Here is a 23,500-nt window from a genome sequence, read left to right on the forward strand (position 1 = left end):
CGTGAGTAATAAAATTCAGGGCTACGTATGGGATGCCTGTGCCGTTTCCGGTGTGAAAGGCACAAAACTGATGATTATGGTTCGCCTGGCTGATTTCTCCAGTGATGAAGGGATCAGCTATCCGAGCGTAGAAACACTGTCCCGGCAGATTGGGGCAGGAGTCAGCACTATCCGCGATGCATGCAGTGAGCTTGAAAAGGATGGCTGGCTGACAAAAAAACAGCGCCGGAACGGTAACCGTAACGCATCGAATTTATATTTTCTCAATGTCGATAAGCTGGAAACTATCGCGTTACAGGAAATCGCAAAGCTGAAAAAACAGCGTGAAAATAACGCAATTTCCCACCCTCCAGTTTCTGACGGTTCAGAATCCGACCGGTCAGAAAACAGTAATTCCGGGCGTTTTGACCCTCCAGATTCTGGCGTTAAAGGGGGTTTTCACCCTCCAGAATCTGGAGGCGATCCATCAGTAAATTCAAAACATGATCCATCAGTAAATTCAAAAGAGGATCCGAAGCCTGCGACGCAGAAAAAATCCACGGTGAAATTTGACCCGTTGTCAGTCCGTCCGGAAAACGTCAGCGAGCCTGCCTGGCAGGATTGGGTGAAGTTCCGGAAGGAGATTAAAAAACCACTGACGGAAACCAGCTGCCGGCAGATTGGCAAAAAGCTGGCCGGGCATCCGGATCCTGATTCTGTGCTGTGTGACTCGATTGCCAACGGCTGGCAGGGAATATTCCCGGAACGCACCACAGGTCGGAAACCGGCTAAACCGAGCACACATTCCGGATTCAGTGAGAAAAACTACGAGAGCCGCCCAGCGGCATGGGTGAACGGGGGCAAGCATGTCTGACGAACTGAACGTGAACATCCCGCCGCGCTTTGCTGCTGCGACATTTGAGACGTATCACCCGGCGAATCCTGATGCAAAAAACAATCTGGACATCTGCCGCGAGTATGCCGAAACATGGCTGTCCCGTAAAACCGCCGGAGAGGCACTTATTTTGTGCGGAACACCCGGAACCGGGAAAACACACCTTGCAGTGTCAATCGCCCGTCAGGTTGCCACTGAGGCGCAGGAATCGGTATTTATCACCACAGCGGCGCGTATCATCCGGGCTTTTCGCCGTACATGGGCTGGTGATGCGGAATACAGCGAGCTCGATGTATTGGAAAAATACTGCGAGCCGGGTCTGCTGATTATCGACGAAATTGGGGTGCAGTACGGAACTGACTCAGAGCGCAATATTTTGTTTGAAGTGATTAACGACCGGTACGAGGACATGCTGCCGACGATCATGATCAGCAACCTGCCGCTGAACGAACTGGCCCCGCTGCTGGGTGAACGCGTTGTTGACCGCATGCTGGAAGGTGGCGCAGTACTGTCGTTCAACTGGCCAAGCTACCGGAGTAATTGATTATGTTCAGTGAGCAGGAATTAGAAGCCGCTGTCATTGGTGGTTTGCTGGCCGGTGGTGCCACTCAGGATGCCTATGACGTTCTGGCAACACTGCCTGATGATGCTTTCAGTGTCAGGTACTTTTCCAGAGTGTACCGGGAAATTAAAAAACAGGCACTGACGAGTGCGATTATCGATCCGGTATTTATCGCGGATGCTCTCGGGGGAAATGGTGATTTTGCTCATATCATGGAGCTCACCAGAAAAACTATTTCATACGCAAACCTGAAAGGGTATGCCGAGAAAGTCAGAAATTATGCGGCAGTTCGCAAAATTACAGCGCTGATAAATAAATTCCAGACGGAAATTACTGATGCGGCCACGCATGAGCAAGCGGAAAGCGTCATTCAGAAGTTCAGCAGCGAGTTCACCCTGATCACCAGCGAGAAAGAAAGCCTGGTACCGGTTCATCTCAACGAACTGATTGACGGTTATGTTGATGTGCTGGAGAAACGGAACCGGGGCGAGGGCAGCGGCATGATGATCCGGACTGGTATCGAAGCGCTGGACGATAAAATCGGTGGTTTTAACCCTACAGATCTGATTTTTATCGGCGGTCGGCCGGGCATGGGTAAAACTGAGCTGGCACTCACGATGATGGAAAAAATGACAACTGCCGGTGATTCTGTGCTGATGTTCTCCATGGAAATGGCAAATATGCAGATCGCCGAGCGCATGATTGCCGGGGCTGCGCAACTGCCGGTTTCCAAAATGCGCAATTGTGATCTGGACGACGAAGGCTGGGCGCGGATCAGTTCGGCAATCGCACATCTTATTGACCGGGACATTCACATTATCGATGCCAGTAATCTGACCATTGATCAGATATGCGCCATCAGTGAGCGCCATAAGCGCAAATATCCGGCCACAAAAGGCATTTTCATCGACTACCTAGGGCTGATTAAAAAGCCTAAAGCGGAGCGTAACGACCTGGCTATTGCTGCGATATCGGCCGGTATGAAAGGCTTGGCTAAAAGTATTCACACACCGGTTGTGGCTCTGAGTCAGTTATCCCGTGACGTGGATAAACGACCGCTGAACCAGCGCCGTCCGGTCGCTGCAGATCTGCGTGACTCCGGTAGTCTGGAACAGGATGCAGATTTTATTTTCCTCACCTACCGGGACGTCGTTTATAACCCGAACAGCCCGGCAAAAAACTATGCGGAGATCATCATCGAGAAGAACCGGCACGGAGAAACCGGAACTGTGTATCAGGAATTTAAAAACGGCCACTATCTGCCAACCGACCAGATTTCAGCAGCAGAAGTAAGCCGTATGCAGCAACAGGCGGAGGTACCTAAAAGACGCCGCTACGCCGACAAAGCATTTTAAGACCAACAGAGGCAAAGACCATGATAATCAAAGACCCTGTTACGTGCGAATCTCTCGTGCGTGATAACTATCCCCGCATGCCAGATGATGGCTGTGATCATACTGACTGCCACTTAGACCGGCTGCATGCCGCGCGCCGGGCGCGGAAAAAAATCCCGTATCAATCTGCCCCTGAACCAAAGAAAAAAGGGGAGTGAGCATGTCCGGACAATCAAATTATTTACCTGCAGGTCTGCCTCACAATCGCGCCCTGTGGCCCGTTGAGTATCAGGAAAAAGAGCAGCTTGATTTGGCTGCCAGTCGTCTGATTAAGCAGCTCAGAATGCAGAAAATACACAGAACGGCTGTACTGGTGGCTATCGAAAAAACACCGGTGGATCAGCAACCGTTTTTCCGGGAGCGCCTGAACTACTGGCAGAGGGTGATGAAGTGATGACTCTTACTTACGGATCTGTATGCTCCGGCATCGAAGCCGCTTCGGTCGCCTGGGAGCCTGTCGGAATGAAACCCCTCTGGTTCAGCGAAATTGAACCGTTCCCGTCTGCTGTACTGGCTGCACACTGGCCGCAGGTGGATAACCTGGGCGATATGACAAAAATCGCTGTAGCTGTTCGCGCCGGTGATGTACCTGCACCAGATCTGCTGGTGGGCGGCACACCGTGTCAGGCATTCAGTGTTGCCGGATTACGCGGTGGCCTGAGTGACGAACGCGGACAATTAACCCTTTCTTACGTTGAATTAGCGGACAGCATTGATGAAAAAAGAGAACAAAACGGTGAGCAACCGGCAATCATTGTCTGGGAAAACGTCCCTGGTGTGCTCAGCAGCAAAGATAACGCCTTTGGTTGCTTCCTTGCAGGACTTGCCGGGGAAAGTGAAGAACTCAAGCCGACAGGGGAAAAATGGACAAACGTTGGTTATGTGTCTGGACCCAAAAGAACTATCGCGTGGCGGATCCTCGATGCTCAATATTTCGGAGTCGCGCAGCGACGCCGTCGTGTGTTCGTTGTCGCAAGTGCTCGAACAGACATCTGTCCCGCAGAAATACTTTTTGAGTACGACAGCGTGCACGGGGATATTACGCCGTGCGGAGAAACGGGGCAGACAGTTGCCGCTCTTACTAAAAACGGCGTTGGTGCAACAGGCGCAGACGACAACCAGGCACAGGCCGGACATCTGATTGCATTCGGTGGGGGTAATACTTCCGGTGAAATCAAAGTTGCCACTACCTGCACAGCACACGGTGCCCGGTTAGATTTTGATACTGATACCTTTGCGGTACACGGCACACAAGATCCGGATGTAAATCACGAACTGGCGCACACGCTGGGACGTAACCACGGGCAGGAAAATGCACTTTTCGTTCAGGCTGATGATGAGGGTATCACTGATAGAGACATTCGGCTTGTGCGGCAATTTCACGGTTTTCCGGTTAAACCGTTATCCGTTTCTGACGACAGGCTTGATCAGGAAAATGCCTGTATCGCATTCAGCTGTAAAGACTACGGTGCTGATGCCACCGAAAACCTGTCTCCGACATTACGGGCCGGTAACAGCAGCAACAGCAACCAGAATGCAGGGCAGCCACCGGCAGTGGTTTCATTCCAGGAAAGAGGCAGGGACGGCGGACGAAATTTAGAAATCGGCGGTGAATTAGCATATGCCCTGACATCACCCGCAGGCGGCGGGCGCGGACAGGAAAGAAATATAGCGGACTTTAACACTATGACTGTCCGCCGCCTGACTCCCGTCGAATGTGAGCGGTTACAGGGATTCCAGGATAACCACACCCTAATCAGCTGGCGTGGTAAAGATGCTGCTGACTGCCCGGACGGCCCACGTTACCGCGCTATCGGTAACAGCATGGCGGTACCGGTTATGCGCTGGATTGGTGAGCGTATCCTTGCCGCACTGCCTGAGGAGGAAACTCCGGATCTGCGTTCTGATTACGTGATTGCGCTGGGAGAACTGCGTAATAAACCTGCTCACATGCTGAAAGAGGTCGGTGACCAGTGGCGGACGCCTGATGCGCTGTACTGGGGTATCAACGCGAAGTTCGGCCCGTTCACTCTCGACCTGTTTACAGATGGTCAGAACAGCAAATGCCCGAATTATTACACCGCCGAAGATAACGCGCTCACACAGGACTGGTCAGAAAAACTGAAAGAGTTGGGTGGCGCAGCGTATGGCAACCCGCCATATTCCCGCAGTAGTTATCACGACAAACAGGCCGTAACTGGTGTTCGTAACATCATGGAACACGCTCAGGCTATGCGTGAGAAGGGTGGTCGATACGTTTTCCTGCTGAAAGCAGCAACGAGTGAAGTGTGGTGGCCGGAGTGGGCAGATCATGTTGCATTCATCCGTGGTCGTATCGGGTTCGATTTACCGGATTGGTTTGTGCCGGCTGATGAAAAACAGAAACCGTCAGGTGCTTTCTTTGCCGGTGCGGTTGTCATCCTGGATAAGGACTGGCAGGGAGACAAAATTAGTTATATCAGCCGCGACGAACTGATCGCCATCGGTGAACTGTTTATGCAGCAGGCGCACTGGCTGGTGGAGAAAACAGGGGAGGCTGCGTGATGTTTACTCGATATATTCTGTTCATATTGTTCTGTAGTGCGATTGTTACCACGATAGGGGGATCATTCAATGGCTAAGTCCCCGGCAGAGCGCAAAGCCGAGCAGAGAGCGCGGCAAAAGAAAACCGGGATTGTCAAACTTGAGTTGCTGGTGGATGAACAGGAACTGGAAATGCTGCAGCGCAATTGTGCGTTGCGGCGGCCAGGTCGGGAACCTTATGAGCTGAATGAGTACCTTACGATGCTCATCAGAATCGATGACCGGTCGCTAAAATCTGAAATTGAGGAACTGAGTAAGAAAACTTGTCGGAAATGTGGCGAGAAACTACCAGTGACAGAATGTTGCATGGCTGGTGACGCTGAGTGCTGGAATACCCTCGGATGGCACGAATTAAAGCTTCATGTAATCAATAAATAAGGTACGTATATTTTGATTTGACAGTATATACTGAAGAAAGTAGTTTGGAACTAACTTGTATTTCTGTATATTCTTCAAGATATTAATCATTTCGGCTAAACAATATTGAGGAGTTGTCATGCTGATTGATTCAACTTCAATATATCCTTACTTGCCTGTCGGTATTTTTGTTCCTGACTGGATAGAAAGGAATAAGACATCAGTGCTTTCACAGGATTGGCAGAGTGCATTGGTTTCATTTTTCGTCACAGGAGAATTCAATCCACAGGAGGCTTTTTTAGTAGGCAGCGGTTTTCTCTATCTATGTGCTGGTAGGATGCCCTCCATAGTAACTGCTGCTCATGTGATAGATGATATGCGTAAAAGTGATTTCTCTTTTATATCAATTAATGGCGCTAAATTTTCATTTGGCAATTTGGAAGTTTTTTTTAATAATGAGCAAGACTACGCGTTAATTCCTATACCTAAAAGAATTGCAATGGAGATCCCTAACAGTAAAGTATTTACCTCTACTTGTGATAGCTGTGAAGCGCAAACTTCGTCATTTGTTATCATGGGTTATCCTGCAAAATATAATATTTTACACAAAATGCGACCAAATAAAGGACTGACACCATTTAATATAAATTTCCACAAATTTTTCTATGAGGTGGAAACTGAAGATATTTTTTTCCATTTTGTCCCTGAAGGTAAAAAGAAAAATATAACTTTTGAACCGATAAGCAATAAGACATCTGTACCTTCACTAGCCGGTATGAGTGGTGGGGTAATTGCGCAGATCGTTATGAGAGGCGCTAACGATCAGTTTTCTTTACGAGCGGTAGGAATATTTAAAGAACATCGTGTTAAAAGAGGGCAATATCTGGTCGGAGCAACTTTTATTGATTTTTCTAACGAAGTTAATGATCTAATGAAATGATTTTTATGTCCTAAATATCACGTCTGATATAACACGGATTGTCAAATAAAGGGTGATGTAGGATGAGTTAACATTAGGCCAATACAGATTGGCAATTTCTATCACACCAATGTACTATTCAAGTGCTGGCCTGAACAACCAGCATCCTGAATACCCGCTGTGTCACCGGAGAACACCATGGCACAGCATAGCTTTATCAAACTCCCCAACGATACTCTTGCGCCAGCAAATCCGGCAGCAAGGGATTACCTGCATTCAAAAGTTAAGTGCGGTGATGTGCTGTCAGCAGACTTCAAAAAAGCACGTAACCCACGATTTCATCGTAAATATTTCGCACTCCTGAACCTCGGTTATGAATATTGGGAACCGGTCGGCGGCACCATTTCGCCGGAAGAAAAAGAACTGGTTCGCGGGTATGTGAAATTCCTCGCTTATTACACGGACAATGACGATGCTCTGCAGTCAGCGGCTGACGTTTATCTTGATGATGTAGCACAAAAACGCGCGCAGAATATTACTGCGACAAAATCCTTTGACGCTTTCCGCTCCTGGGCTATCGAGCAGGCCGGGCAGTATGACACCTACGAAATGCCTGACGGCAGCCTGCGCCGTGTCGCCAAATCAATCAGCTTTGCCAAAATGGACGATCTACAGTTTGGCGAACTCTATAAATCCACGCTTGATGTGCTGTGGAACTTCATTCTGTACCGCAATTTTTCCACGCAACAGGCCGCTGAGAACGCGGCAGCACAGTTATTAGATTTTACCTGAGAGGCAAGACCAATGACCAAATCAAAGACCAAAGCAGAACAGCAATGGCTGTCGGATGTGGCCGAACTCGGTTGTATCTGCTGCCGTAACATGGGGTACGGGGCATCCCGTGCAGAACTGCATCATGTGAGAAACGGGCAGGGTATGGGACAAAGGGCGGATCATTATTCCGTACTCCCTTTATGTCCGCAGCACCACCGGGCATGTTACGAAACGGGATTCCATGCAGCCCCTGCAACATGGCAGCAGATCCACGGCAGCGAACGTGAATTACTGGAGCAGGTAATACAGGAAGTCAGGGAGCTGCGTTTATGCCGAGTGTAATGAGTATTTCAGATAGTTTGCAACTGGATGAAGAACGCGAGGCTTGGTTACAGAACTGGTTGGCAAGGTTCGGGGCGTGGGTGTACAGCGGTCGGTTGGTGAAACGGCAGAGCAGCATGATAGCCGAATTTATGGCTACAGTTGAACGCCGCAGCTACCCGGACAGACCTACCTGCAGTGATGAGGATGGACTGCTGATACAGGGGATAGTTGATCACCTTTATCATCTGGATCGTGAGGCGTTTAAAATGCTGCTGGCCCGGTATGTCTTCTGTGCCTCGGATCGTGAAATTGCCCGGCAGCATCATAAGGCCTGTGCACCACGCGTCATGGTGCGCAGAAACGGTATGTTACGTTCCCGTAAACCGTCATTATCTACATGCCGTCGGGAGGTGGATGAAATACTAAAAGCGGCTGAGTATTTATTATACCAACCGCTGGTAGATGCATTTAAAAACAGGGAAAAGGAAAAGATCATGAAGCGAAATAACAAAAACGTGTTGACTTCTTTGAATCAATGAGCCACTATTTCAGGGTAAGTTGCCGTTTTTGTAACTGTACCAACTAACCCAGCCAATGCGCTGGGTTTTTTCGTTTCTGAGATTGGATTATTAATTGTGAAAATAATATCCTGTGTGCTGAAAAAATGTTGATGGAGCCGAAATGAAAAATCTACCAGACGACTATTTTTTAGACGCTGACGATAAGCTTGTCGATTTTTTGGAAAAGCATGGCGAGGATTGCATAAGAGAAATCCATCACTCTAATACTATAAATAAAGAAAATGGCCAAAAATTATTAAGCATATTGATTGCAGGGGTCGGTTCATCTTTTTTATTGTTAACACAACGTCCCACGCTTGATTACTTGACAGCAGGAATGCTTGCATTGTCAGTCTACTGGACGTTGTGCGCTATATACCTTGTTCTGCGTGTTCTTATTGTCAGATCGCGTGCACTCGCTTCCTCGACACCGTACGCGTTGTACCATGACGACTATAAAGGGTTTGGTGAGGAGGATTACGTGGGGTTTGAATCAAGAGGGTTTTCATCTAAGCGATCGACACTTAACATCCTAAGACGCTATCGACTTGCTGACTTAACGAGGATCGCCGAAATAAGTAAGGCGGAGAATACTAGGATAGCGCGTGAGCTTGAAAGGGTAAGGATTGTTACAATCCTTACCCCTGCTTGCGCACTTGTAATATCAGTGCTTATTTATTTCTTTGGTTGATATTATCAGCAGAGTCGGTGACAAAGGTGTAGTCTGTTCTTAGATTCCGCTCACGAGGTGCTGGTTTTATTGGCTTTGGTTGCGGGGCCGGTTGAGGCTTGCTTTCCTCAGTTTTTTTGGGGGTTTCACTCATCAAATTTTCCTTATTTAGATTGTTATTTTTGGCGATTTAACAATATCAGATAGGGATTAGTGCTGCCAGTCGCTTAACTGGTGCTTATCACAGGGCTGCGCATTGCGTGGCCTTTTTCTTTTCTGGCAACAATAAGAGCACTGGAGCGCGACAGGCTCATTCCCTAATCCACGTTCGGATACAGTGCTCTTCTTATTACTTTCCCGCCGCTGGCGGGATTATCTGAATAATGCTGCGGCCACCTCATTTTAACCTGTTTAAAACATATAACCCGGCTGCGGCATTACCCCTATCACTCAACATACGGAACACTCCGCAGGGGGTGGATATGCGCATGTCTGACAAATATTCCAGCCCTACAGCGTACGCCTGGGGGCTTATAACCTCTGCTTTTGGCGTTTTATCCTTGGATCAGTGGGCTATTGTTGCCGGGATTATCTGTACTGTCGGGACGTTCCTGGTGAACTGGTATTACAAACGGAAAGAATTCCAGCTGAAAGCCGGAGAACATCATGAATAACCGATTATTTAAAAAAGTCATGGCTGCTTGTGCCGCCGGGGCGATTACTGGTGCGCTGGTGCTGATCCCCGCATATGAGGGTGTTGAGTACAAACCTTACCGTGATGTGGCCGGGGTGCTCACCGTATGTTATGGCCATACCGGCAGTGATATTCAGCCCGGTAAGTTGTACACGGACGCAGAGTGCAAGGCACTGCTACATGACGACCTGACGAAAGTCCGGCGCGCGGTTGATCCGATGATTAAAGTGCCGATTGATGACAATACCCGGGCGGCCATCTACTCCTTTGTTTACAACGTCGGCCCCGGCGCATTCTCACGTTCCACGATGCTGCGGAAACTCAATGCCGGTGATATCGCGGGTGCATGTGACGAAATGAAGCGCTGGACGTTTGCCGGTGGTAAACAGTGGCAGGGGCTGATTAATCGGCGTGATACGGAGAACGCGGTATGCCACGGAACCCTTTAACGCTGATCATCATTACTATCATCCTGCTGACTACTGCTCTGCTGTCGGTTTGCTATCTGCATTCACTCCCAAACCACTGTAAGCCGCTGCCGGGTAATCCGCTGGACGGTGTGATCCACTATGAGTGTGAAACGCCATGAACTGGAGAGAAGCGGTAATAGCCGCACTGTTCATCGCCGCCGCCTGGTGGGTATACGGCACCTACCGGGATAACCAGCAACTGAAAGCAGACAACACGACTCTGAGTAGTCAGCTCGCAGAGCAGGTCGCCATTAACAAGGACTACCAGGAACGTGCACAGAAACTTCATGAACTGGACACCAGGCACACACAGGAACTGGCAAATGCAAAAACTGAAATTAACCGGCTGCGTATTGCTGCTGACCGTAACCCTGAGCGGGTGTACATCAAAGCCAGTTGTCCAAAGACCGGCAGCGATACCGCCACCGGCATGGATGATGCAATCACCGCCCGACCTGATGACACCGCTGTCCGAAATTATTGGTTACTCAGAGAGCGGATTGCAGAATCAGAGCAGATGATAAAAGGGCTGCAGGGCTATATTCGAACGGAGTGCTTAAATACGAAATAGCCCTATGCCCGATATATATGAGCGGGAAAGTTATTTTTTTACTTTGGTATATAGCATTACTTTATGGTGGGTAGTGTTACCTACTATAAAAATGAAATGCTCAATTTCGGTAATAACAAGGTGAGGCGATAGCCCCTCTTCCTGCCGGATAGAATGGCCATTAATAATGTCACCAACACTAAATGACATGAACGGCTCGGTACTTTCCAGCGACTCAATAGCAAAAGCGCTATCATCGGGGTCTCTGATTTCTAGATAATATTTCATCCCTAATCCTTTTATACATATTTGCTTGAGAAGTAATCATATTCTACCGTTAGGTACATGTCGAACCAAAGTAACCCATCACAAAGCCTGCTCACTGAGTGGGCTTTTTAATTGGTTAAGGAGAAAGCACCATGAAACCGGATTGGGGGGTGTTACAGCAACAGTTCCTCGCCGAGCATTCAGTAACGGGAATATCCCCGAAAGAATGGTGTGAGATACAGGGACTGAATTACGCAACAGCGCGTAGGTACATCAAAAAGCCAACTGTGCAGAGTGCGCAAAAAACTGCGCAAAAGAAAGTGCGCACTGCGCAGAAAAAAGAATGCGCAAATCACCCTGTGCGCAATAGCGATACACCGGATGCGCAGAGTAATGAATCCGACAATGCGCAGAATGATGAAACAGAGTTCGATCTGCGCAAATACGGGCTTAACGATATGCAGGCACGTTTTGTCACTGAGTATCTTATCGATATGGACAAGACAGCGGCATACCAAAGAGCGGGATATAAAAGCCAGGGTGAAACAGGAGCAGCTGCAGCCAGACGCCTGTATCGAAATGTATCGGTGAACCGGGCAATACGGGATGCCCTCACAGCACGGGAACGTCGGACTGAAATCACCCAGGACGCAGTATTAAAAATGTGGTGGGACATTGCCACTGCAGACCCGACAGAGCTGACGGAATACCGCCGGTTATGTTGCCGCTACTGCTGGGGCTTTGGTTTTAACTATCAGTGGCGTGACTCGATAGAGTTTGAGGACGCTGTCAGTGATGCTATGAGGAAGAGTCAGAGGCCACCAAACGACAGGGGTGGCTACGGTTACGACAGCACACTTGACCCGAATCCTGATTGCCCCCGCTGTAACGGTGTTGGTATTGGTCGTCCTCATTTCCACGATACACGGGATTTAAGGGGCGCAAGCCGCCGGTTATTTGCCGGGATAAAAGAGGGTAAGTTCGGTACCGAGGTTATCACCCGTAATCAGGATGAGGCGCTGAAGATGGTTGCGCAGCATTTGGGGATGCTGAAAAACCGGACGGAGGTCACCGGCGCAGATGGCGGCCCGATACAATCAACGGGATTTGACCTCAGTGGACTGACGACAGAGCAGCTTTTGCAGTTACGTGAAAAAGCGGGGAAATAGCCTCTCTTTAACATAATGGTTGTTACCCGAATAAGCGAAATCAGGTTCACGCAAAAAGCACACTGAACCTGTCAAAAGCAATACTCATCCCCGGGCAATATGCACGTTTATTTTGTTACTCATTTGTTATCAAAAAACCGGAAGCGGCTTCGGAGTGATTCGGCGCTGAAAGGCTCGTTTTTGTCATTTTAGGTGATGTGATGGATATCAATGTCGATCTGTTTGATGAAGAAGTTCGCAGAGAGATAGCGCGTCGCAGCCTGCATGAATTTATCCAGTACATTAACCCGGAATACATCACCAGTCACTTTTCGGAAACTGTCTGCGCATCACTGGATAATTTTCTGATTGAGATGATGGCTGGTAAGAGGCCGATTCTGATTCTCGGCGCACCGCCGCAGCATGGTAAATCCGATATTGTGTCGCGGTATCTTCCGGCGTATTTCTTCGGTAAGTATCCGGATAAACGTGTAGGCGCATTGTCCTATTCGTCAGATCTGGCCAGTGACATGAACACTGATGTTCAGCGCATCATGTCGTCAGATGAGTACCGGACGCTGTTTCCTCAAAGCTGGTTAGGTAATAAACCGACTGACGGTGTGGCGGTTAAGCGTAATACCGAAGAATTCGGGATTGCCAATCACAGGGGAACATACGTCTGTGCCGGTGTTGGCGGCCCGCTGACAGGTAAAAAAGTTGATCTCGGGATTATTGATGACCCGATAAAAAACTCAAAGGAAGCGCTCAGTCCCACGGTTAAAAAGTCAATTTGGAACTGGTACGCATCAACGTTTAAAACCCGCCTGTCCCGGAACAGCGGCGAGATCATCATGGCGACCCGCTGGGCGACAGATGACCTTTCCGGCCGGGTAAGAGAGAAAACACCAAAAGCCAGAGTGCTGGCATTTCCGGCCATCAACGAACAGGGTGAAGCACTAGTCCCTGAGTTGCATCCACTGGACCAACTGCTCGAAACAAAAGCCATTCTCGGTGATTACTTCTGGTCTGCCATGTATCAGCAGAAACCGAAACCGGGAGACGGGCAGATATTCCATGAAGAATTCGCTCGGTACTACCTGCCGAAAGATCTGCCGGACACCTTTGATGAAGTCATTCACAGCTGGGATATGACGTTTAAGGACAGTGACGGCACGGACTACGTTGTTGGTCAGGTATGGGGCAAGAAGGGGGCAAATGCCTATCTGCTGTATCAGATCCGCAAACGCATGAGTTTTACCGAAACCCTGAAAGCCGTGAAATTACTGGTTGAGAAATTCCCGCAGGCGCGGCGCAAGCTGGTGGAGGATAAAGCCAACGGACCGGCGGTCATTGATACGCTGAAAACGACCGTCTCAGGATTGGTGCCCATAGAGCCGGACGGCAGCAAAATCGCCCGTGCTCACGCCTGCACCGCTGAATGGGAAGCCGGGAACGTCTGGCTGCCCCATAAAGATATCGAACCGTGGATCACCGAAACGGTGGAAGAAATCACGACATTCCCGTTTGCCGGGCACGATGACACAGTGGATGCCATGACACAGGCACTGCGCTATCTGTACCAGAAGAAAGGCGGCGGATTCTTTTCACGCAAGAGGACATAACATGTGGCCGTTCAGAAAGCGGAAAACAGCAGAGGTTGCCGCACCTAAGCGGTCAGCGTTCTCAACGCATTTATATTCAGCACTGGCAGCCGAAACAGGATTTCAGGGGCTGGCCTTGCCGCAACCCACCATGCAGGGCGTGGCGATGGACAGTATCGACGGCACTGTACCGGCATTCAAAGGCGGTCAGGTATACGGCGTTCCTGAGTCACAGGCTGCGTGGTATGCCTCGCAGATGTTCATCGGCAACAATATGTGTGCGGTGATCGCCAAACACTGGCTGGTTGATAAAGCGTGCAGTATGCCAGCCCGTGACGCTGTCCGTCAGGGGTATGACCTCGATTGTTCCGGGAGTGACAAAGAAACGCAGAAAAAGCTGCGTAAACTCGATAAAAAATACCGCATCCGGCACCACATGAAAGAACTGGTACACCTCGGGCGGGTTTACGGTGGCAGGCTGGCACTGTTTGTTGTTGAGACATCCAACCCGAAGGAGTGGTATGAAAACCCTTTTAATCCGGATGGCGTGACGAAAGGCATGTACAAAGGGATTAAGCAGATAGATCCGCAGTGGGTCACGCCTGACCTGACGGAAGCTAATTTACAGGACCCGGCCGGACTTGATTTTTACGACCCGACTTACTGGATTATCGGCGGACGCCGGTATCACAAATCGCACTTCGTGAAGTTCGTGCCGTTCCCGGTACCCGATGTGCTGAAACCGATGTATAACTTTTTCGGCGTATCAGTCCCTGAGCGCGTGTACGAGCGAGTATATGCCTCTGAGCGGACCGCGAATGAAGCCCCGCAACTGGCGATGACAAAGCGCCTGACGACTATTGGCATGGCGGATGTTGAGGGTGTTGACGCAGCCACCATTCATCAGAACATGATTGAATTTACGGAGATGCGTGATAACTACGGTGTGCAAACGGTCGGAGCCGCAGACACTATTCAGCAGTTCGATACGTCACTCGCGGATCTTGACGCAACCATCATGACGCAGTATCAGCTTGTTGCCGCTGCCGCAAACGTTCCTGCAACAAAGCTGCTTGGCACAACCCCGAAAGGCTTTAACGCGACCGGTGAGTACGAGGAAGCCAGTTACCGGGAAGAACTTGAAAGCATCCAGACCAATGACTTAGAAGACCTGTTGCAGCGTCACTACGACATGTTACAGCGCAGCGAGGGTATGGGGACGGACGAGCTTTCAATCACCTGGTTACCGCTGGACAGTCCTACCGCACTTGAGGATGCAGACATCAAACTCAAGCAGGCACAGACCGATTCAGCGTATGCAGCGGTCGGTGCGGTTGACGGGCTGGATATCCGTAAAAAGCTGGCGGCGGATAAAGAATCGGCATTTTACGGTATTGACGTGAACGAGGACGATTATGCCCCGGAAAATACGGGTACGAACCAAACGGGCACGGTGGGCGGCATCCCGTCAGGCGGTTATGAAGGGCAAGCCGCTGCAATATTCGGCGGCAGCCCAAAGCCGTTACCAGCGTGACATGTCACGACTGATTAAAGACATGATTGCCGATTACGAAAAAACGTTCAGCAGTCTGCATGAGGATTTTGATGGCGTGACCATGGATGCCAGCTTTGCCAGCCAGACCAAAATCTGGCTGAACCGGCTGAAACGCAAGTGGGATAAGATTTTTAACAGTAAGGCCGCAGAGATGGCGGATAAATTCACCTCACAGGTGGACATGAACGCACAGCGCAGCCTGGACGATTCACTGAAACAACTCTCCGGCGGTATTACGATAAAAACCCCGGCCATGCCCGAAGCCCTGAAAGACAAAATGATTGCCGCAACGGCAGAAAACGTATCCCTGATTAAATCCATCCCGCAGCAGTTTCATTCCCGTATCGAGGGCGCAGCATTGCGTTCGGTCAGTCAGACCGGCAGCGGCAGTAAAACCCTGCTGGATGAAATACGGGATATCGGCGGGGTGACAGAGAAACGGGCTAATTTTATTGCCGTTGACCAGACCCGCAAAATTACCACGGCGGCGAACTATGAGCGGATGAAGTCTGCCGGGATCCGCAAAGCGATATGGCATCACTCGGCAGGCAGTGCCGAACCGCGTGAATTACATCTGCGTCTGGACGGGGAAGTATTCGATCTGGATAACCCGCCGGTGATTGATGAAAAGACCGGTGAGCGCGGATTACCCGGGCAGTTACCGAACTGCAAATGCTTCTGGACACCGGTTATCGACTTTGGTGAGGAGACATGACAAAGCGAACCTATGACAACAACGGCTGGCTCGAAGTAAAAGACAACCCCATCTCAAAGGCCGGGGTTTTTGATTATCTGGGGGCTGAAATCGGCGCACCGGAGCCGGACAGAATTTACAAAGTGTTCCGGCCGCCGGAGGAACTGGCCAGTGAAGAAACCATTAAATCATTCCGCCTGACCCCGTTCATTGTCGATCACGAAATGCTGGGTAAAAACGCCACACCGGCAGAGAAAAAAGGTATTCAGGGCGTTATCGGCGAAAACGTGTATTACGACCATCCGTATTTGCGCGGGAATATCAAAATCTTTTCTGACGCCGCTCTGAGCGATATCAGCAGCGGAAAAATTGACCTTTCACCGGGCTACCGCAGCCGGTATGACTTCGGTAACCCCGGTGTGTACGAGGGGGAGGCATACGAAGTTGTTCAGCGCCACCTGCGTGGCAATCACCTTGCATTAGTCGATGAAGGGCGCACCGGCGCTGACGTGGCTGTGCAGGATCATCTTGTTGTAACCATTGATACAAAGGAACTTATTCGTATGAACGAAGAAGACAAAGACAAAAAACAGCCGACCGGTGACGAGAACGGATTTACACCGGAGCAGGTTGAGCAGATTAAACAAATCGTCGTGGCCGCACTGGCTGCCGGTACACCGGCAACGGATGAAGACCCGGAGAAAAAGGAAACGACTGACGGCGATCCTGATCCGGAAAAGAAAACCGGGGATGCCGAAGCCGAAGCGGAAAAAGCCGTTGAAGACGCAGAGGCGGAAGCTGAAAAAGCGGAATCCGGTGACCCGGAAGCGGTAGAAGCGGCGGAAGTGGCTATTGAAACCGCAGAGGAAGCCATTGCCGAAGCGAAAGAAGAACTTGACCAGGCAACAACCGACAGTCTGACGCGTCGCCTTAAGCGTCTCAAACGCAGTATTGCGTCCATGGATGAAATGTCCTCAATGAAACGCAAAATTGCCCGTCTGGAAAAAGCCAGACCGACCATGGACACCGGCGAACTGTTAAAGCAGATCGGGGAACGTGACGCACTGGCGCACAAGCTGACGCCGTTTATCGGGGTATTTGACCACGCACCAATGACGAAACAGCAGGTGGCGGAATACGGCGTGGAAAAACTCGGTATCCGCTGCGATAAGGGCACGGAAAGTATTGCCCTGAACGCCTGGATGCAGGGGCGCACACCGGATTCACAAAAAGTGCATGCGACGATGGATACCGCCGCAGGCACGGACTCAATTATGAAAAAGTGGGGTGAAAAATAATGGCAATCCCGAATACCGTGGCGAACGGCATGATTTCCGGTGTTATCGGTGAAATCAGTCATTACGGCCCGACCCGCGTGACCGCAGCGGTGATCAGTTCTGCGGATGAAACGAAAAACCTCTTCGGTCGTGCCTACACATACAAAGATGATTCCGTTGAATCCGTGCAGGTTGGCGGTGACGGTGCGTTTGCCGGGATCATGATTAACCCGAAAGCGTACCGTATCGGTGAAGAATACGCCCGTAACGGGACGCAGGGCGAGTTTCTCACCATGGGTGAGATTAACGCCGAAATCACCGCCGGGGTGAAAAAAATTAATGCACCGGTGGTGTTCAGTCCGGCGGACGGTTCGCTGTCTGCGAAGGCAAAAGCGGAAGCCGGTGATCTGGTTATCGGTTTTGTCAGCCGTCACATTGAGTCAGCGGAATCGCCGCATCTGTGTGTTATCCGTCTGACCGAAATCCCGTACACAGTGGCTGCGAAGGAAGGTGAATAATGCCAGTCAGTAAAGAAAAATTTTATATGTCCGGCCGCGATATCCGCAAACACGGGCAACTGAATATTAAGCCCGATCAGAAGTGGACATACAGCGAACTGGATCAGATTGGTTTCGGTGGTCTGGCTGCAATGGACTCCGCACTGACCGGTCCGGCTATGTCCGGCGGATTCATTCAGCGTGAGATGTTGCAGCATGTGCTGCCGGGGCTTATCCGTACCGCCACCCGCGTTCGTGTGCTGGATGAAATCACCGGCGTACTGAATGCCGGTAACTGGCACGATGAAGAAATTATCCTGAATGTGGCAACGCCTGTGAGTAAAGCCGAATTGTACGGTGATCACACTAATATTCCGTTGTCCTCCTACGGGCAGGATCAGGAACGTCGCGGTATTGTCCGTTTTGAATCGGGATTCCTGGTCGGAAAACTGGAAGAAGCCCGTCAGTCAGCAGCAGGGTTTGAGACTGCCGCAGAGAAACGTAATGCCGTTGCCGAAGCGCTGGAGCAGGGGCGGGAACGTATCGGTTATTACGGTTTCAACAGCCCGGACACCCGCGTCTTCGGGATGCTGAATGAACCGAATTTACCGGCGTATGAAACGGCTGCCGCAAAATGGAAAGGGGGCACATTTGCTGCCATCACCGGCGATATTACGGCTATGTTCTCGCGTCTGGAGATGCAGTCCGGCGGTATTATCAAAGATGATACGGCTATCACAGTGACTCTGCCGCTGGGCTACCGTTCTGCGCTGAATGTGGCAAACCCGGTCGCCCGTGGTGAAACGGTGTATCAGTGGGTGAAAGAGAACTACCCGAATCTGCGCTTTGTGTTCTCACCGGAATTTGCCGGTGCCAACGGCGGCGCGGATGTGGCGTATATGTTTGCCGAAACCGTGGATGATGATTCTACGGCCACCAGTGCGGTTCTTCTCCAGGTGGTGCCGGTGAAATACCAGTTGCTGGGTTCAGAAAACAAAGCCAAAGGCTATCTGGAAGATGCCACCAACGCGACCGCCGGTATCATCGTCACCCGTCCGTGGGCCATCACCCGCCTGACCGGGATTTAACCCTGTAACGCCTCAATTGCCCTCTGCGGAGGGCTTTTTTTATTTCCGGGAGAAATTATGTCTCTGTATATCTATTGCACCCTGTCCAACGACCAGAACTACGCCACACCGGACGGTCCGGTGTTTATCGCTGGTCAGGCCAATGTCATGACCAAACACATGTACACCCCGCGCGGACGTGTGACTGAAATCAGTGATGAACAGTACACGCAGCTGAAAAATAACCATGTCTTTAAGCTGCATAAAGAAAACGGGTTTATCGCGGTGGAAAACCGCAAAGAGGATCCGGATAAAGTGGCGACCGATATGGAAGCCAGTGACAAATCCGCCCCGCTGACCGAAGAACAACTGATTGCGGAGGGGAATGAGCCGCCGGTCAGCAACAAAGACAAAAAGAACAGTAAAAAATAAGGGGGTTCCGTGAACCCGACCGACTTTCCGTTAGTGTCTTTCCGTGCCATCTATAAGGCTTTTGCCGCAGTACCTGATGATGAAATTTTTATCATTGCACTGGAAGCACTGAATTACTTTTCCCCCTGCCGTGGAGTCTGCACAAATTCAGCGTGGATGCTGGTCGTCGCGCATATGCTCGACTTGAACGGCCGTATTGCTGACGGGGAATCACCGACTGGTGTCGTGACCAGTGTCACGATAGATAAAGTCAGTGTGTCCTACACCGCGCCGCCTGCCGGTTCTGACTGGTCGCACTGGTTCAAGATGAGTACCTATGGCCAGCAGTTTCTGGCGCTGATCAAACGGTGTAGTGTACCGCGTTACCACGGCGGCGGCGGGGAACGGGCTGCATTTCGAGGGGCCTTTGGTCGATTCACGCGGGGAGGTCACCGGTGACAAAACTGGCGCAACTGAAAGCCGCGTATGACGAGCTGGCAAAGAAACAGCTTAAAGTCGGTTTCTTTGAGCATTCAAAATACCCGGACGGCACCCCGATAGCCTATGTTGCGGCAATTCAGGAACTCGGCTATCCGGCAGGGGGGATCCCGCCGCGTCCGTTTATGCGCCCGGCAATGACAGAACACAAACCGGAATACAGCAATCTGATTGTCCGGGCTGTGAAAGCTGCGGTGAAAGGCAATATCACAATCACTGACGGACTGACACAAGTCGGCGCAAAAGCAGCGGGTGACGTGAAGATGATGATTAAATCGGTCACCACACCGCCGCTTAAGGATGCAACAGTAGCTGCCCGTGCACGACGGCACAGTAAAGGGAAAGCCACCGGTAAGCCGCTGGTTGACTCCGGTCTGATGCTGCAATCCGTCACTTTTGCCGTGGAGGATAAATAATGTTCGGAAATCTGCACCGGATTGCCTCGCGGTATATTCCGCAGCAAACCGTACTCTGGTACCGCTTCAAAAGCCGCGAGCCTGACAAACGGGGCCATGATCAGAACACGTATTATGACCCGGTTGAGGTTCGCGGGAGCTGGCAGGCGGTGGATACTCAGGACATTCAGTCTATGGGGCTGGACACCAGTCAGGTATACCGCCGTTTATATACGTCCCACGATATCAGCGCCATTCAGCGCGGTGCTTCACCGGATTATCTGGTCTTCGGCGGCAAACGCTACGATGTGACCGGCGATGCTGACTGGTATGCACAGGACGGCTGGAAGTCGGTTATCTGTATTGAGGCAGGCAATCATGACGGATAGCGATGTTGAGATTGCTGTCCGGAAACAGCTTCTGGCGCAGCTGGCGCAGGCGGGTATCGATATCCCGGTCAGGGCAGGTTTTCAGTCAGCAAAGCAGGGGCGGGAAGATAATTTCGTTATGTTCTTTCCTGCAGGGGAAAATCCGCAGGGCTGGCAGAAGCGCAGTTATAACCCGCAGGGCAGTGATGCCGGTCACCTGGAAGCACAGCAGTATGAAACAACATTCCAGGTACAGGCATTTATCACCGAATTCAGCGGTTACACCGCGAAAGATATTACGGCTGTCGTCCGGATGATCGTTAATTCGTTACCGTTTGTTGAAGCACTGCGGAAACAGGGGATCGGGGTGCAGCGGGCGACCGCCATCCGTCTCCCGTATTTTGTTAACGACCGCGGCGATTACGAACAAAACCCGTCTTTTGATTTTAATGTGACCTATACCCGCACACTCCGTCCGGAAACGGCTGCTGTTACCGCACTGTATCCGGATATTCACCGCATATAAGGTTTTACTATGCCAATTAAACAAACCCGTTACGTCGATATCGCGTCAGCGGTGATCGGCGCGTCTGCCGTGCCGATGCGTAAGCTGACGGCGCGGTTATTTTCCACCAATCCTAAAATTCCCGCCGGGCATGTGCTGGAGTTTGCATCCGGTCAGGTTGATGAACTGCTGGGTGCTGACTCTCCGGAGGCACAGTTTTCCCGGCAGTATTTCAGCTATGTCAGTCCGGCCCCGGTCAGTAAACCGAAAGAATTACAGATCGCCTCTTACGAGCCGGTTGGCCGGGCACCGACTTTGTTCGGAGCAAAAGCCGGAGCGCTGGCTGATCTGAAAATGATTGCTGACGGCACGTTGTCAGTGACATTCGGCAAGGTCACCAAAAGCTACAAAGATATCGATTTATCCGAAGCCAAATCGTATGCCGATATCGCTTCACTGATTCAGGCGAAACTGAATGCCGAAAGTGAACCGCAGTTTTCCGGGGCGTATCTGACCTTTAATGCACTCGACAGTGCATTTGAACTCAGCGGCGGCGTGCAGGAACGTGCATCTGTCAGCGTGGGGTATTCCGTTCTTGCGGATGCGATGGGGCTGTCAGCCGGACGCGCATCCGAGGGCAATCCGGCACAGACTCCGCTGGAGGCATTCAAAGTTGCGGAGCAGGTTTCGGACTCCTTCGGCAGCGCCACATTTCTGACAGACCTGTCGCTGGATCAGGCCGTCACGCTGGCACAGTACGTTGCTGGGGAGAACGTGAAATACCAGCTTCATCTGAGTGTGACAAAAGACAATGCCGAAGATTTCAGCGCAGCGCTGATCGGCACCGCGTCAACCGGCCTGAACCTGAAAACAGAAAGCGGATATTTTATCCAGGCGCTGCCGATGGCGGTGATGGCTGCCACAGATTACGACCGCACCAATGCCACCACTAACTATATGTTCCGTCAGCTCGGCGTGACATTCCCGGCGCAGGTCACCACAGATCAGGATGCGGACCGTTTCGATAAACTGCGGGTGAATTACTACGGCGAAACCGCTGTGGCAGGTTCACAGATCCGCTTTTATCAGCGCGGCTTCCTGTGCGGCGGCAGTTCTAATCCACTGGATATGAGTGTGCATGCCAATGAGCAGTGGCTGAAAGCGTATATCGCGCAACAGTGGTTCAGCCTGTTACTGGCAACACGCGGTATTCCGGCCAACAAAGACGGCGAAGCCCGGGCACTGATGGTCATTGCCGGTGCGGTCACCAAAGCCGTGGATAACGGCACTATCCTTGCCGGTAAAACCTTAACGGAAGTACAGAAAATCGCAGTGACGGATGCGTCCGGTGATGATCTGGCCTGGCACGATGTGCAGGACAAAGGGTACTGGTACAACGCACAGATTGTTGAAAGTACCGGTGAGAGCGGGTTACCGGAGTACGTGATGAAATACGTGTTGATTTACGGTAAGGGCGACTGGGTGCGGAAGGTCGAAGGTTCACACAATTTAGTGTAAGGAAAAAATATGAATGATGTCTCAGCAACCGGCCTTGCACTGGTGGTACAGGCCAGCAAAACATTCCCTTCCGGGATTTTTATCACACAGTTTGCGGACGATGCGGATCCGCTGGATTTACCGGCGGTGGATATCGCGCAGACCGGTATGGATATCAACGGCAATCTCGTGAGCTGGTCAACGCCCACACCGCAGACTGTCACCATTAATGTGCTGGCCGGCAGTGAGGAAGATCAGAACCTGGCGATTCTTCTTGAGGCCAACACGGCGAAAAAAGGCCGCCGTCATGCCGGTGACATTATCACTATGGTGGCCTCTTACGGTGACGGCTCCACCACTACCGCCCGTAACGGCAAAATTACCAACGGCAGTCGGGGGAACTCTGCGGCCAGTGCCGGGCGTCTTAAATCCAAACAGTACACCTTTGTATTCCAGGATTTTGACTCCACGCGTAATCGTTAATCACCGGCGGGCATGTCCCGCCTTTTTTTACGGAAAAAAACATGCTGATTAAACCGAAAGAAGTTCAGATTAAAGATGTGGACGGTATTGAAAAGGCATTTGTCATCAGCCGTCTGCCTGCGGTGACCGGCCGGGAAATCCTTGCCAAATATCCGCTGTCCAATGCCCCTAAAATCGGGGATTACGAAGTCAGCAAAGAGGCCATGCTGAAAATGATGGCGTATGTATGCGCAGTGGCTGACGATGGTGAAGAGATTCCGTTAAAGACACAGACGCTGATTGATAACCATGTGCCTGATGGTGAATCCCTGATCCGTCTTGAGCTGGAAATGCTGAAGTACAACACCAGTTTTTTCGGGACCGGCGGGAACTCCGGCTTCCTGCCTTTCCTCATCAGCAAGGTCGGCAGTTCACTCCCGTCAGTTATAAAAACGCTGATGGCTTCTTTGCAGTCATCATCAGCGAAGGATTCGCCACCCTCACCGAACTCAAAACCACAGTAGATC

At 50.9% G+C, this 23,500-nt stretch carries 32 protein-coding genes; 30 read left to right on the plus strand and 2 right to left on the minus strand.

Translation table 11 applies throughout. The annotated features are described in order from the left end of the window. The first annotated feature begins 1 nt into the window (after position 1). The 11 genes from ACSBQN_RS03565 to ACSBQN_RS03615 all read left to right on the plus strand — a co-directional run bounded on the left by ACSBQN_RS03565 (position 2) and on the right by ACSBQN_RS03615 (position 9,038). Entirely contained in the window at positions 2 to 853 is an 852-nt protein-coding gene (locus tag ACSBQN_RS03565; protein WP_434991596.1) for a helix-turn-helix domain-containing protein, read from the plus strand. After that, positions 846 to 1,418 (plus strand): ATP-binding protein, encoded by a 573-nt coding sequence (locus ACSBQN_RS03570; protein ID WP_201894066.1) that lies wholly within the window; start codon positions 846 to 848, stop codon positions 1,416 to 1,418. Before ACSBQN_RS03565 ends, ACSBQN_RS03570 begins: the two co-directional genes overlap by 8 nt. Before the next feature lie 2 nt (positions 1,419 to 1,420). Further along, complete coding sequence (locus ACSBQN_RS03575; protein WP_201894067.1) at positions 1,421 to 2,791, plus strand: replicative DNA helicase; 1,371 nt, start codon at positions 1,421 to 1,423, stop codon at positions 2,789 to 2,791. 199 nt (positions 2,792 to 2,990) lie between these two features. Then, positions 2,991 to 3,224, plus strand: coding sequence for a hypothetical protein (locus ACSBQN_RS03580; protein WP_087696379.1), 234 nt, complete (start codon positions 2,991 to 2,993; stop codon positions 3,222 to 3,224). Further along, entirely contained in the window at positions 3,224 to 5,374 is a 2,151-nt protein-coding gene (locus ACSBQN_RS03585; protein ID WP_337137003.1) for a phage N-6-adenine-methyltransferase, read from the plus strand. Before ACSBQN_RS03580 ends, ACSBQN_RS03585 begins: the two co-directional genes overlap by 1 nt. A gap of 69 nt (positions 5,375 to 5,443) precedes the next feature. Next, the gene (locus ACSBQN_RS03590) at positions 5,444 to 5,791 is read left to right on the plus strand and encodes a hypothetical protein (RefSeq protein ID WP_354633205.1); all 348 of its coding nucleotides are present in this window, start codon (positions 5,444 to 5,446) and stop codon (positions 5,789 to 5,791) included. Between the two features lie 118 nt (positions 5,792 to 5,909). Next, positions 5,910 to 6,710, plus strand: coding sequence for a serine protease (locus tag ACSBQN_RS03595; RefSeq protein WP_354633206.1), 801 nt, complete (start codon positions 5,910 to 5,912; stop codon positions 6,708 to 6,710). A gap of 177 nt (positions 6,711 to 6,887) precedes the next feature. After that, positions 6,888 to 7,481, plus strand: coding sequence for a DUF1367 family protein (locus tag ACSBQN_RS03600; protein WP_049246697.1), 594 nt, complete (start codon positions 6,888 to 6,890; stop codon positions 7,479 to 7,481). Positions 7,482 to 7,493: 12 nt separating this feature from the next. Further along, the gene (locus ACSBQN_RS03605; RefSeq protein WP_087825562.1) at positions 7,494 to 7,805 is read left to right on the plus strand and encodes a Ref family recombination enhancement nuclease; all 312 of its coding nucleotides are present in this window, start codon (positions 7,494 to 7,496) and stop codon (positions 7,803 to 7,805) included. Further along, the gene (locus tag ACSBQN_RS03610) at positions 7,793 to 8,326 is read left to right on the plus strand and encodes an antiterminator Q family protein (RefSeq protein ID WP_434991597.1); all 534 of its coding nucleotides are present in this window, start codon (positions 7,793 to 7,795) and stop codon (positions 8,324 to 8,326) included. The genes ACSBQN_RS03605 and ACSBQN_RS03610 overlap by 13 nt, the downstream gene beginning before the upstream one ends. A 142-nt stretch (positions 8,327 to 8,468) precedes the next feature. Then, complete coding sequence (locus ACSBQN_RS03615) at positions 8,469 to 9,038, plus strand: hypothetical protein (RefSeq protein WP_214074099.1); 570 nt, start codon at positions 8,469 to 8,471, stop codon at positions 9,036 to 9,038. Here the strand turns inward: ACSBQN_RS03615 and ACSBQN_RS03620 are convergent. Next, the gene (locus ACSBQN_RS03620) at positions 9,019 to 9,171 is read right to left on the minus strand and encodes a hypothetical protein (RefSeq protein ID WP_354633208.1); all 153 of its coding nucleotides are present in this window, start codon (positions 9,169 to 9,171) and stop codon (positions 9,019 to 9,021) included. The two genes, ACSBQN_RS03615 and ACSBQN_RS03620, sit on opposite strands and share 20 nt — an antisense overlap. 328 nt (positions 9,172 to 9,499) lie before the next feature. On the opposite strand from ACSBQN_RS03620, the gene ACSBQN_RS03625 reads away from it, so the two are divergent. The 4 genes from ACSBQN_RS03625 to ACSBQN_RS03640 are packed head-to-tail and all read left to right on the plus strand — an operon-like array spanning position 9,500 to position 10,752. After that, on the plus strand, positions 9,500 to 9,691 hold the full coding sequence (locus tag ACSBQN_RS03625) for a phage holin family protein (protein ID WP_004240322.1): 192 nt from the start codon (positions 9,500 to 9,502) through the stop codon (positions 9,689 to 9,691). Next, positions 9,684 to 10,160 (plus strand): lysozyme, encoded by a 477-nt coding sequence (locus ACSBQN_RS03630; protein ID WP_354633209.1) that lies wholly within the window; start codon positions 9,684 to 9,686, stop codon positions 10,158 to 10,160. The genes ACSBQN_RS03625 and ACSBQN_RS03630 overlap by 8 nt, the downstream gene beginning before the upstream one ends. After that, positions 10,142 to 10,300: a hypothetical protein gene (locus ACSBQN_RS03635; protein ID WP_354633210.1), complete on the plus strand. Its 159-nt coding sequence runs from the start codon at positions 10,142 to 10,144 to the stop codon at positions 10,298 to 10,300. The genes ACSBQN_RS03630 and ACSBQN_RS03635 overlap by 19 nt, the downstream gene beginning before the upstream one ends. Continuing rightward, positions 10,297 to 10,752, plus strand: a complete 456-nt coding sequence (locus tag ACSBQN_RS03640) for a lysis protein (protein WP_354633211.1) — start codon at positions 10,297 to 10,299, stop codon at positions 10,750 to 10,752. The genes ACSBQN_RS03635 and ACSBQN_RS03640 overlap by 4 nt, the downstream gene beginning before the upstream one ends. A gap of 30 nt (positions 10,753 to 10,782) precedes the next feature. Here the strand turns inward: ACSBQN_RS03640 and ACSBQN_RS03645 are convergent, their stop codons facing one another. Beyond that, complete coding sequence (locus ACSBQN_RS03645) at positions 10,783 to 11,019, minus strand: hypothetical protein (protein ID WP_354633212.1); 237 nt, start codon at positions 11,017 to 11,019, stop codon at positions 10,783 to 10,785. Positions 11,020 to 11,150: 131 nt separating this feature from the next. Between ACSBQN_RS03645 and ACSBQN_RS03650 the strand changes: the two genes are divergently transcribed. The 15 genes from ACSBQN_RS03650 to ACSBQN_RS03720 all read left to right on the plus strand — a co-directional run bounded on the left by ACSBQN_RS03650 (position 11,151) and on the right by ACSBQN_RS03720 (position 23,497). Continuing rightward, positions 11,151 to 12,167 (plus strand): terminase small subunit, encoded by a 1,017-nt coding sequence (locus ACSBQN_RS03650; RefSeq protein WP_354633213.1) that lies wholly within the window; start codon positions 11,151 to 11,153, stop codon positions 12,165 to 12,167. A 200-nt stretch (positions 12,168 to 12,367) separates the two neighbouring features. Then, positions 12,368 to 13,768 carry a phage terminase large subunit gene (gene terL, locus ACSBQN_RS03655; RefSeq protein ID WP_354633214.1) on the plus strand — a complete coding sequence of 467 codons (1,401 nt, stop codon included), beginning with the start codon at positions 12,368 to 12,370 and terminating at the stop codon, positions 13,766 to 13,768. 1 nt (position 13,769) lies between these two features. After that, positions 13,770 to 15,281 (plus strand): phage portal protein, encoded by a 1,512-nt coding sequence (locus tag ACSBQN_RS03660; RefSeq protein ID WP_354633215.1) that lies wholly within the window; start codon positions 13,770 to 13,772, stop codon positions 15,279 to 15,281. A gap of 22 nt (positions 15,282 to 15,303) precedes the next feature. Next, positions 15,304 to 16,017, plus strand: coding sequence for a phage head morphogenesis protein (locus ACSBQN_RS03665; RefSeq protein ID WP_036407538.1), 714 nt, complete (start codon positions 15,304 to 15,306; stop codon positions 16,015 to 16,017). Beyond that, entirely contained in the window at positions 16,014 to 17,294 is a 1,281-nt protein-coding gene (locus tag ACSBQN_RS03670) for a DUF2213 domain-containing protein (protein WP_354633216.1), read from the plus strand. Before ACSBQN_RS03665 ends, ACSBQN_RS03670 begins: the two co-directional genes overlap by 4 nt. Then, entirely contained in the window at positions 17,294 to 17,791 is a 498-nt protein-coding gene (locus tag ACSBQN_RS03675; RefSeq protein ID WP_036406841.1) for a structural cement protein Gp24, read from the plus strand. Before ACSBQN_RS03670 ends, ACSBQN_RS03675 begins: the two co-directional genes overlap by 1 nt. After that, positions 17,791 to 18,858, plus strand: a complete 1,068-nt coding sequence (locus ACSBQN_RS03680; RefSeq protein ID WP_046894847.1) for a major capsid family protein — start codon at positions 17,791 to 17,793, stop codon at positions 18,856 to 18,858. The genes ACSBQN_RS03675 and ACSBQN_RS03680 overlap by 1 nt, the downstream gene beginning before the upstream one ends. 57 nt (positions 18,859 to 18,915) lie before the next feature. Further along, positions 18,916 to 19,269, plus strand: a complete 354-nt coding sequence (locus tag ACSBQN_RS03685; RefSeq protein ID WP_049246818.1) for a hypothetical protein — start codon at positions 18,916 to 18,918, stop codon at positions 19,267 to 19,269. Positions 19,270 to 19,278: 9 nt separating this feature from the next. Continuing rightward, positions 19,279 to 19,707 carry a DUF4054 domain-containing protein gene (locus ACSBQN_RS03690; protein ID WP_337136989.1) on the plus strand — a complete coding sequence of 143 codons (429 nt, stop codon included), beginning with the start codon at positions 19,279 to 19,281 and terminating at the stop codon, positions 19,705 to 19,707. Continuing rightward, entirely contained in the window at positions 19,704 to 20,162 is a 459-nt protein-coding gene (locus ACSBQN_RS03695; RefSeq protein ID WP_354633217.1) for a hypothetical protein, read from the plus strand. The genes ACSBQN_RS03690 and ACSBQN_RS03695 overlap by 4 nt, the downstream gene beginning before the upstream one ends. Next, positions 20,162 to 20,530 carry a phage collar protein gene (locus ACSBQN_RS03700; protein ID WP_354633218.1) on the plus strand — a complete coding sequence of 123 codons (369 nt, stop codon included), beginning with the start codon at positions 20,162 to 20,164 and terminating at the stop codon, positions 20,528 to 20,530. The genes ACSBQN_RS03695 and ACSBQN_RS03700 overlap by 1 nt, the downstream gene beginning before the upstream one ends. Beyond that, positions 20,520 to 21,035 (plus strand): phage gateway protein, encoded by a 516-nt coding sequence (locus ACSBQN_RS03705; RefSeq protein ID WP_354633219.1) that lies wholly within the window; start codon positions 20,520 to 20,522, stop codon positions 21,033 to 21,035. Before ACSBQN_RS03700 ends, ACSBQN_RS03705 begins: the two co-directional genes overlap by 11 nt. A gap of 9 nt (positions 21,036 to 21,044) precedes the next feature. After that, the gene (locus ACSBQN_RS03710) at positions 21,045 to 22,532 is read left to right on the plus strand and encodes a DUF3383 domain-containing protein (protein ID WP_354633220.1); all 1,488 of its coding nucleotides are present in this window, start codon (positions 21,045 to 21,047) and stop codon (positions 22,530 to 22,532) included. A 9-nt stretch (positions 22,533 to 22,541) separates the two neighbouring features. Beyond that, positions 22,542 to 22,994, plus strand: a complete 453-nt coding sequence (locus ACSBQN_RS03715) for a phage tail fiber protein (RefSeq protein ID WP_004240341.1) — start codon at positions 22,542 to 22,544, stop codon at positions 22,992 to 22,994. Between the two features lie 41 nt (positions 22,995 to 23,035). Continuing rightward, positions 23,036 to 23,497: a hypothetical protein gene (locus ACSBQN_RS03720; RefSeq protein WP_004240342.1), complete on the plus strand. Its 462-nt coding sequence runs from the start codon at positions 23,036 to 23,038 to the stop codon at positions 23,495 to 23,497. The last annotated feature ends 3 nt before the right edge of the window (positions 23,498 to 23,500 follow it).

It is taken from the genome of Morganella sp. B601, from assembly GCF_051172335.1.
GTDB lineage: Bacteria > Pseudomonadota > Gammaproteobacteria > Enterobacterales > Enterobacteriaceae > Morganella > Morganella morganii.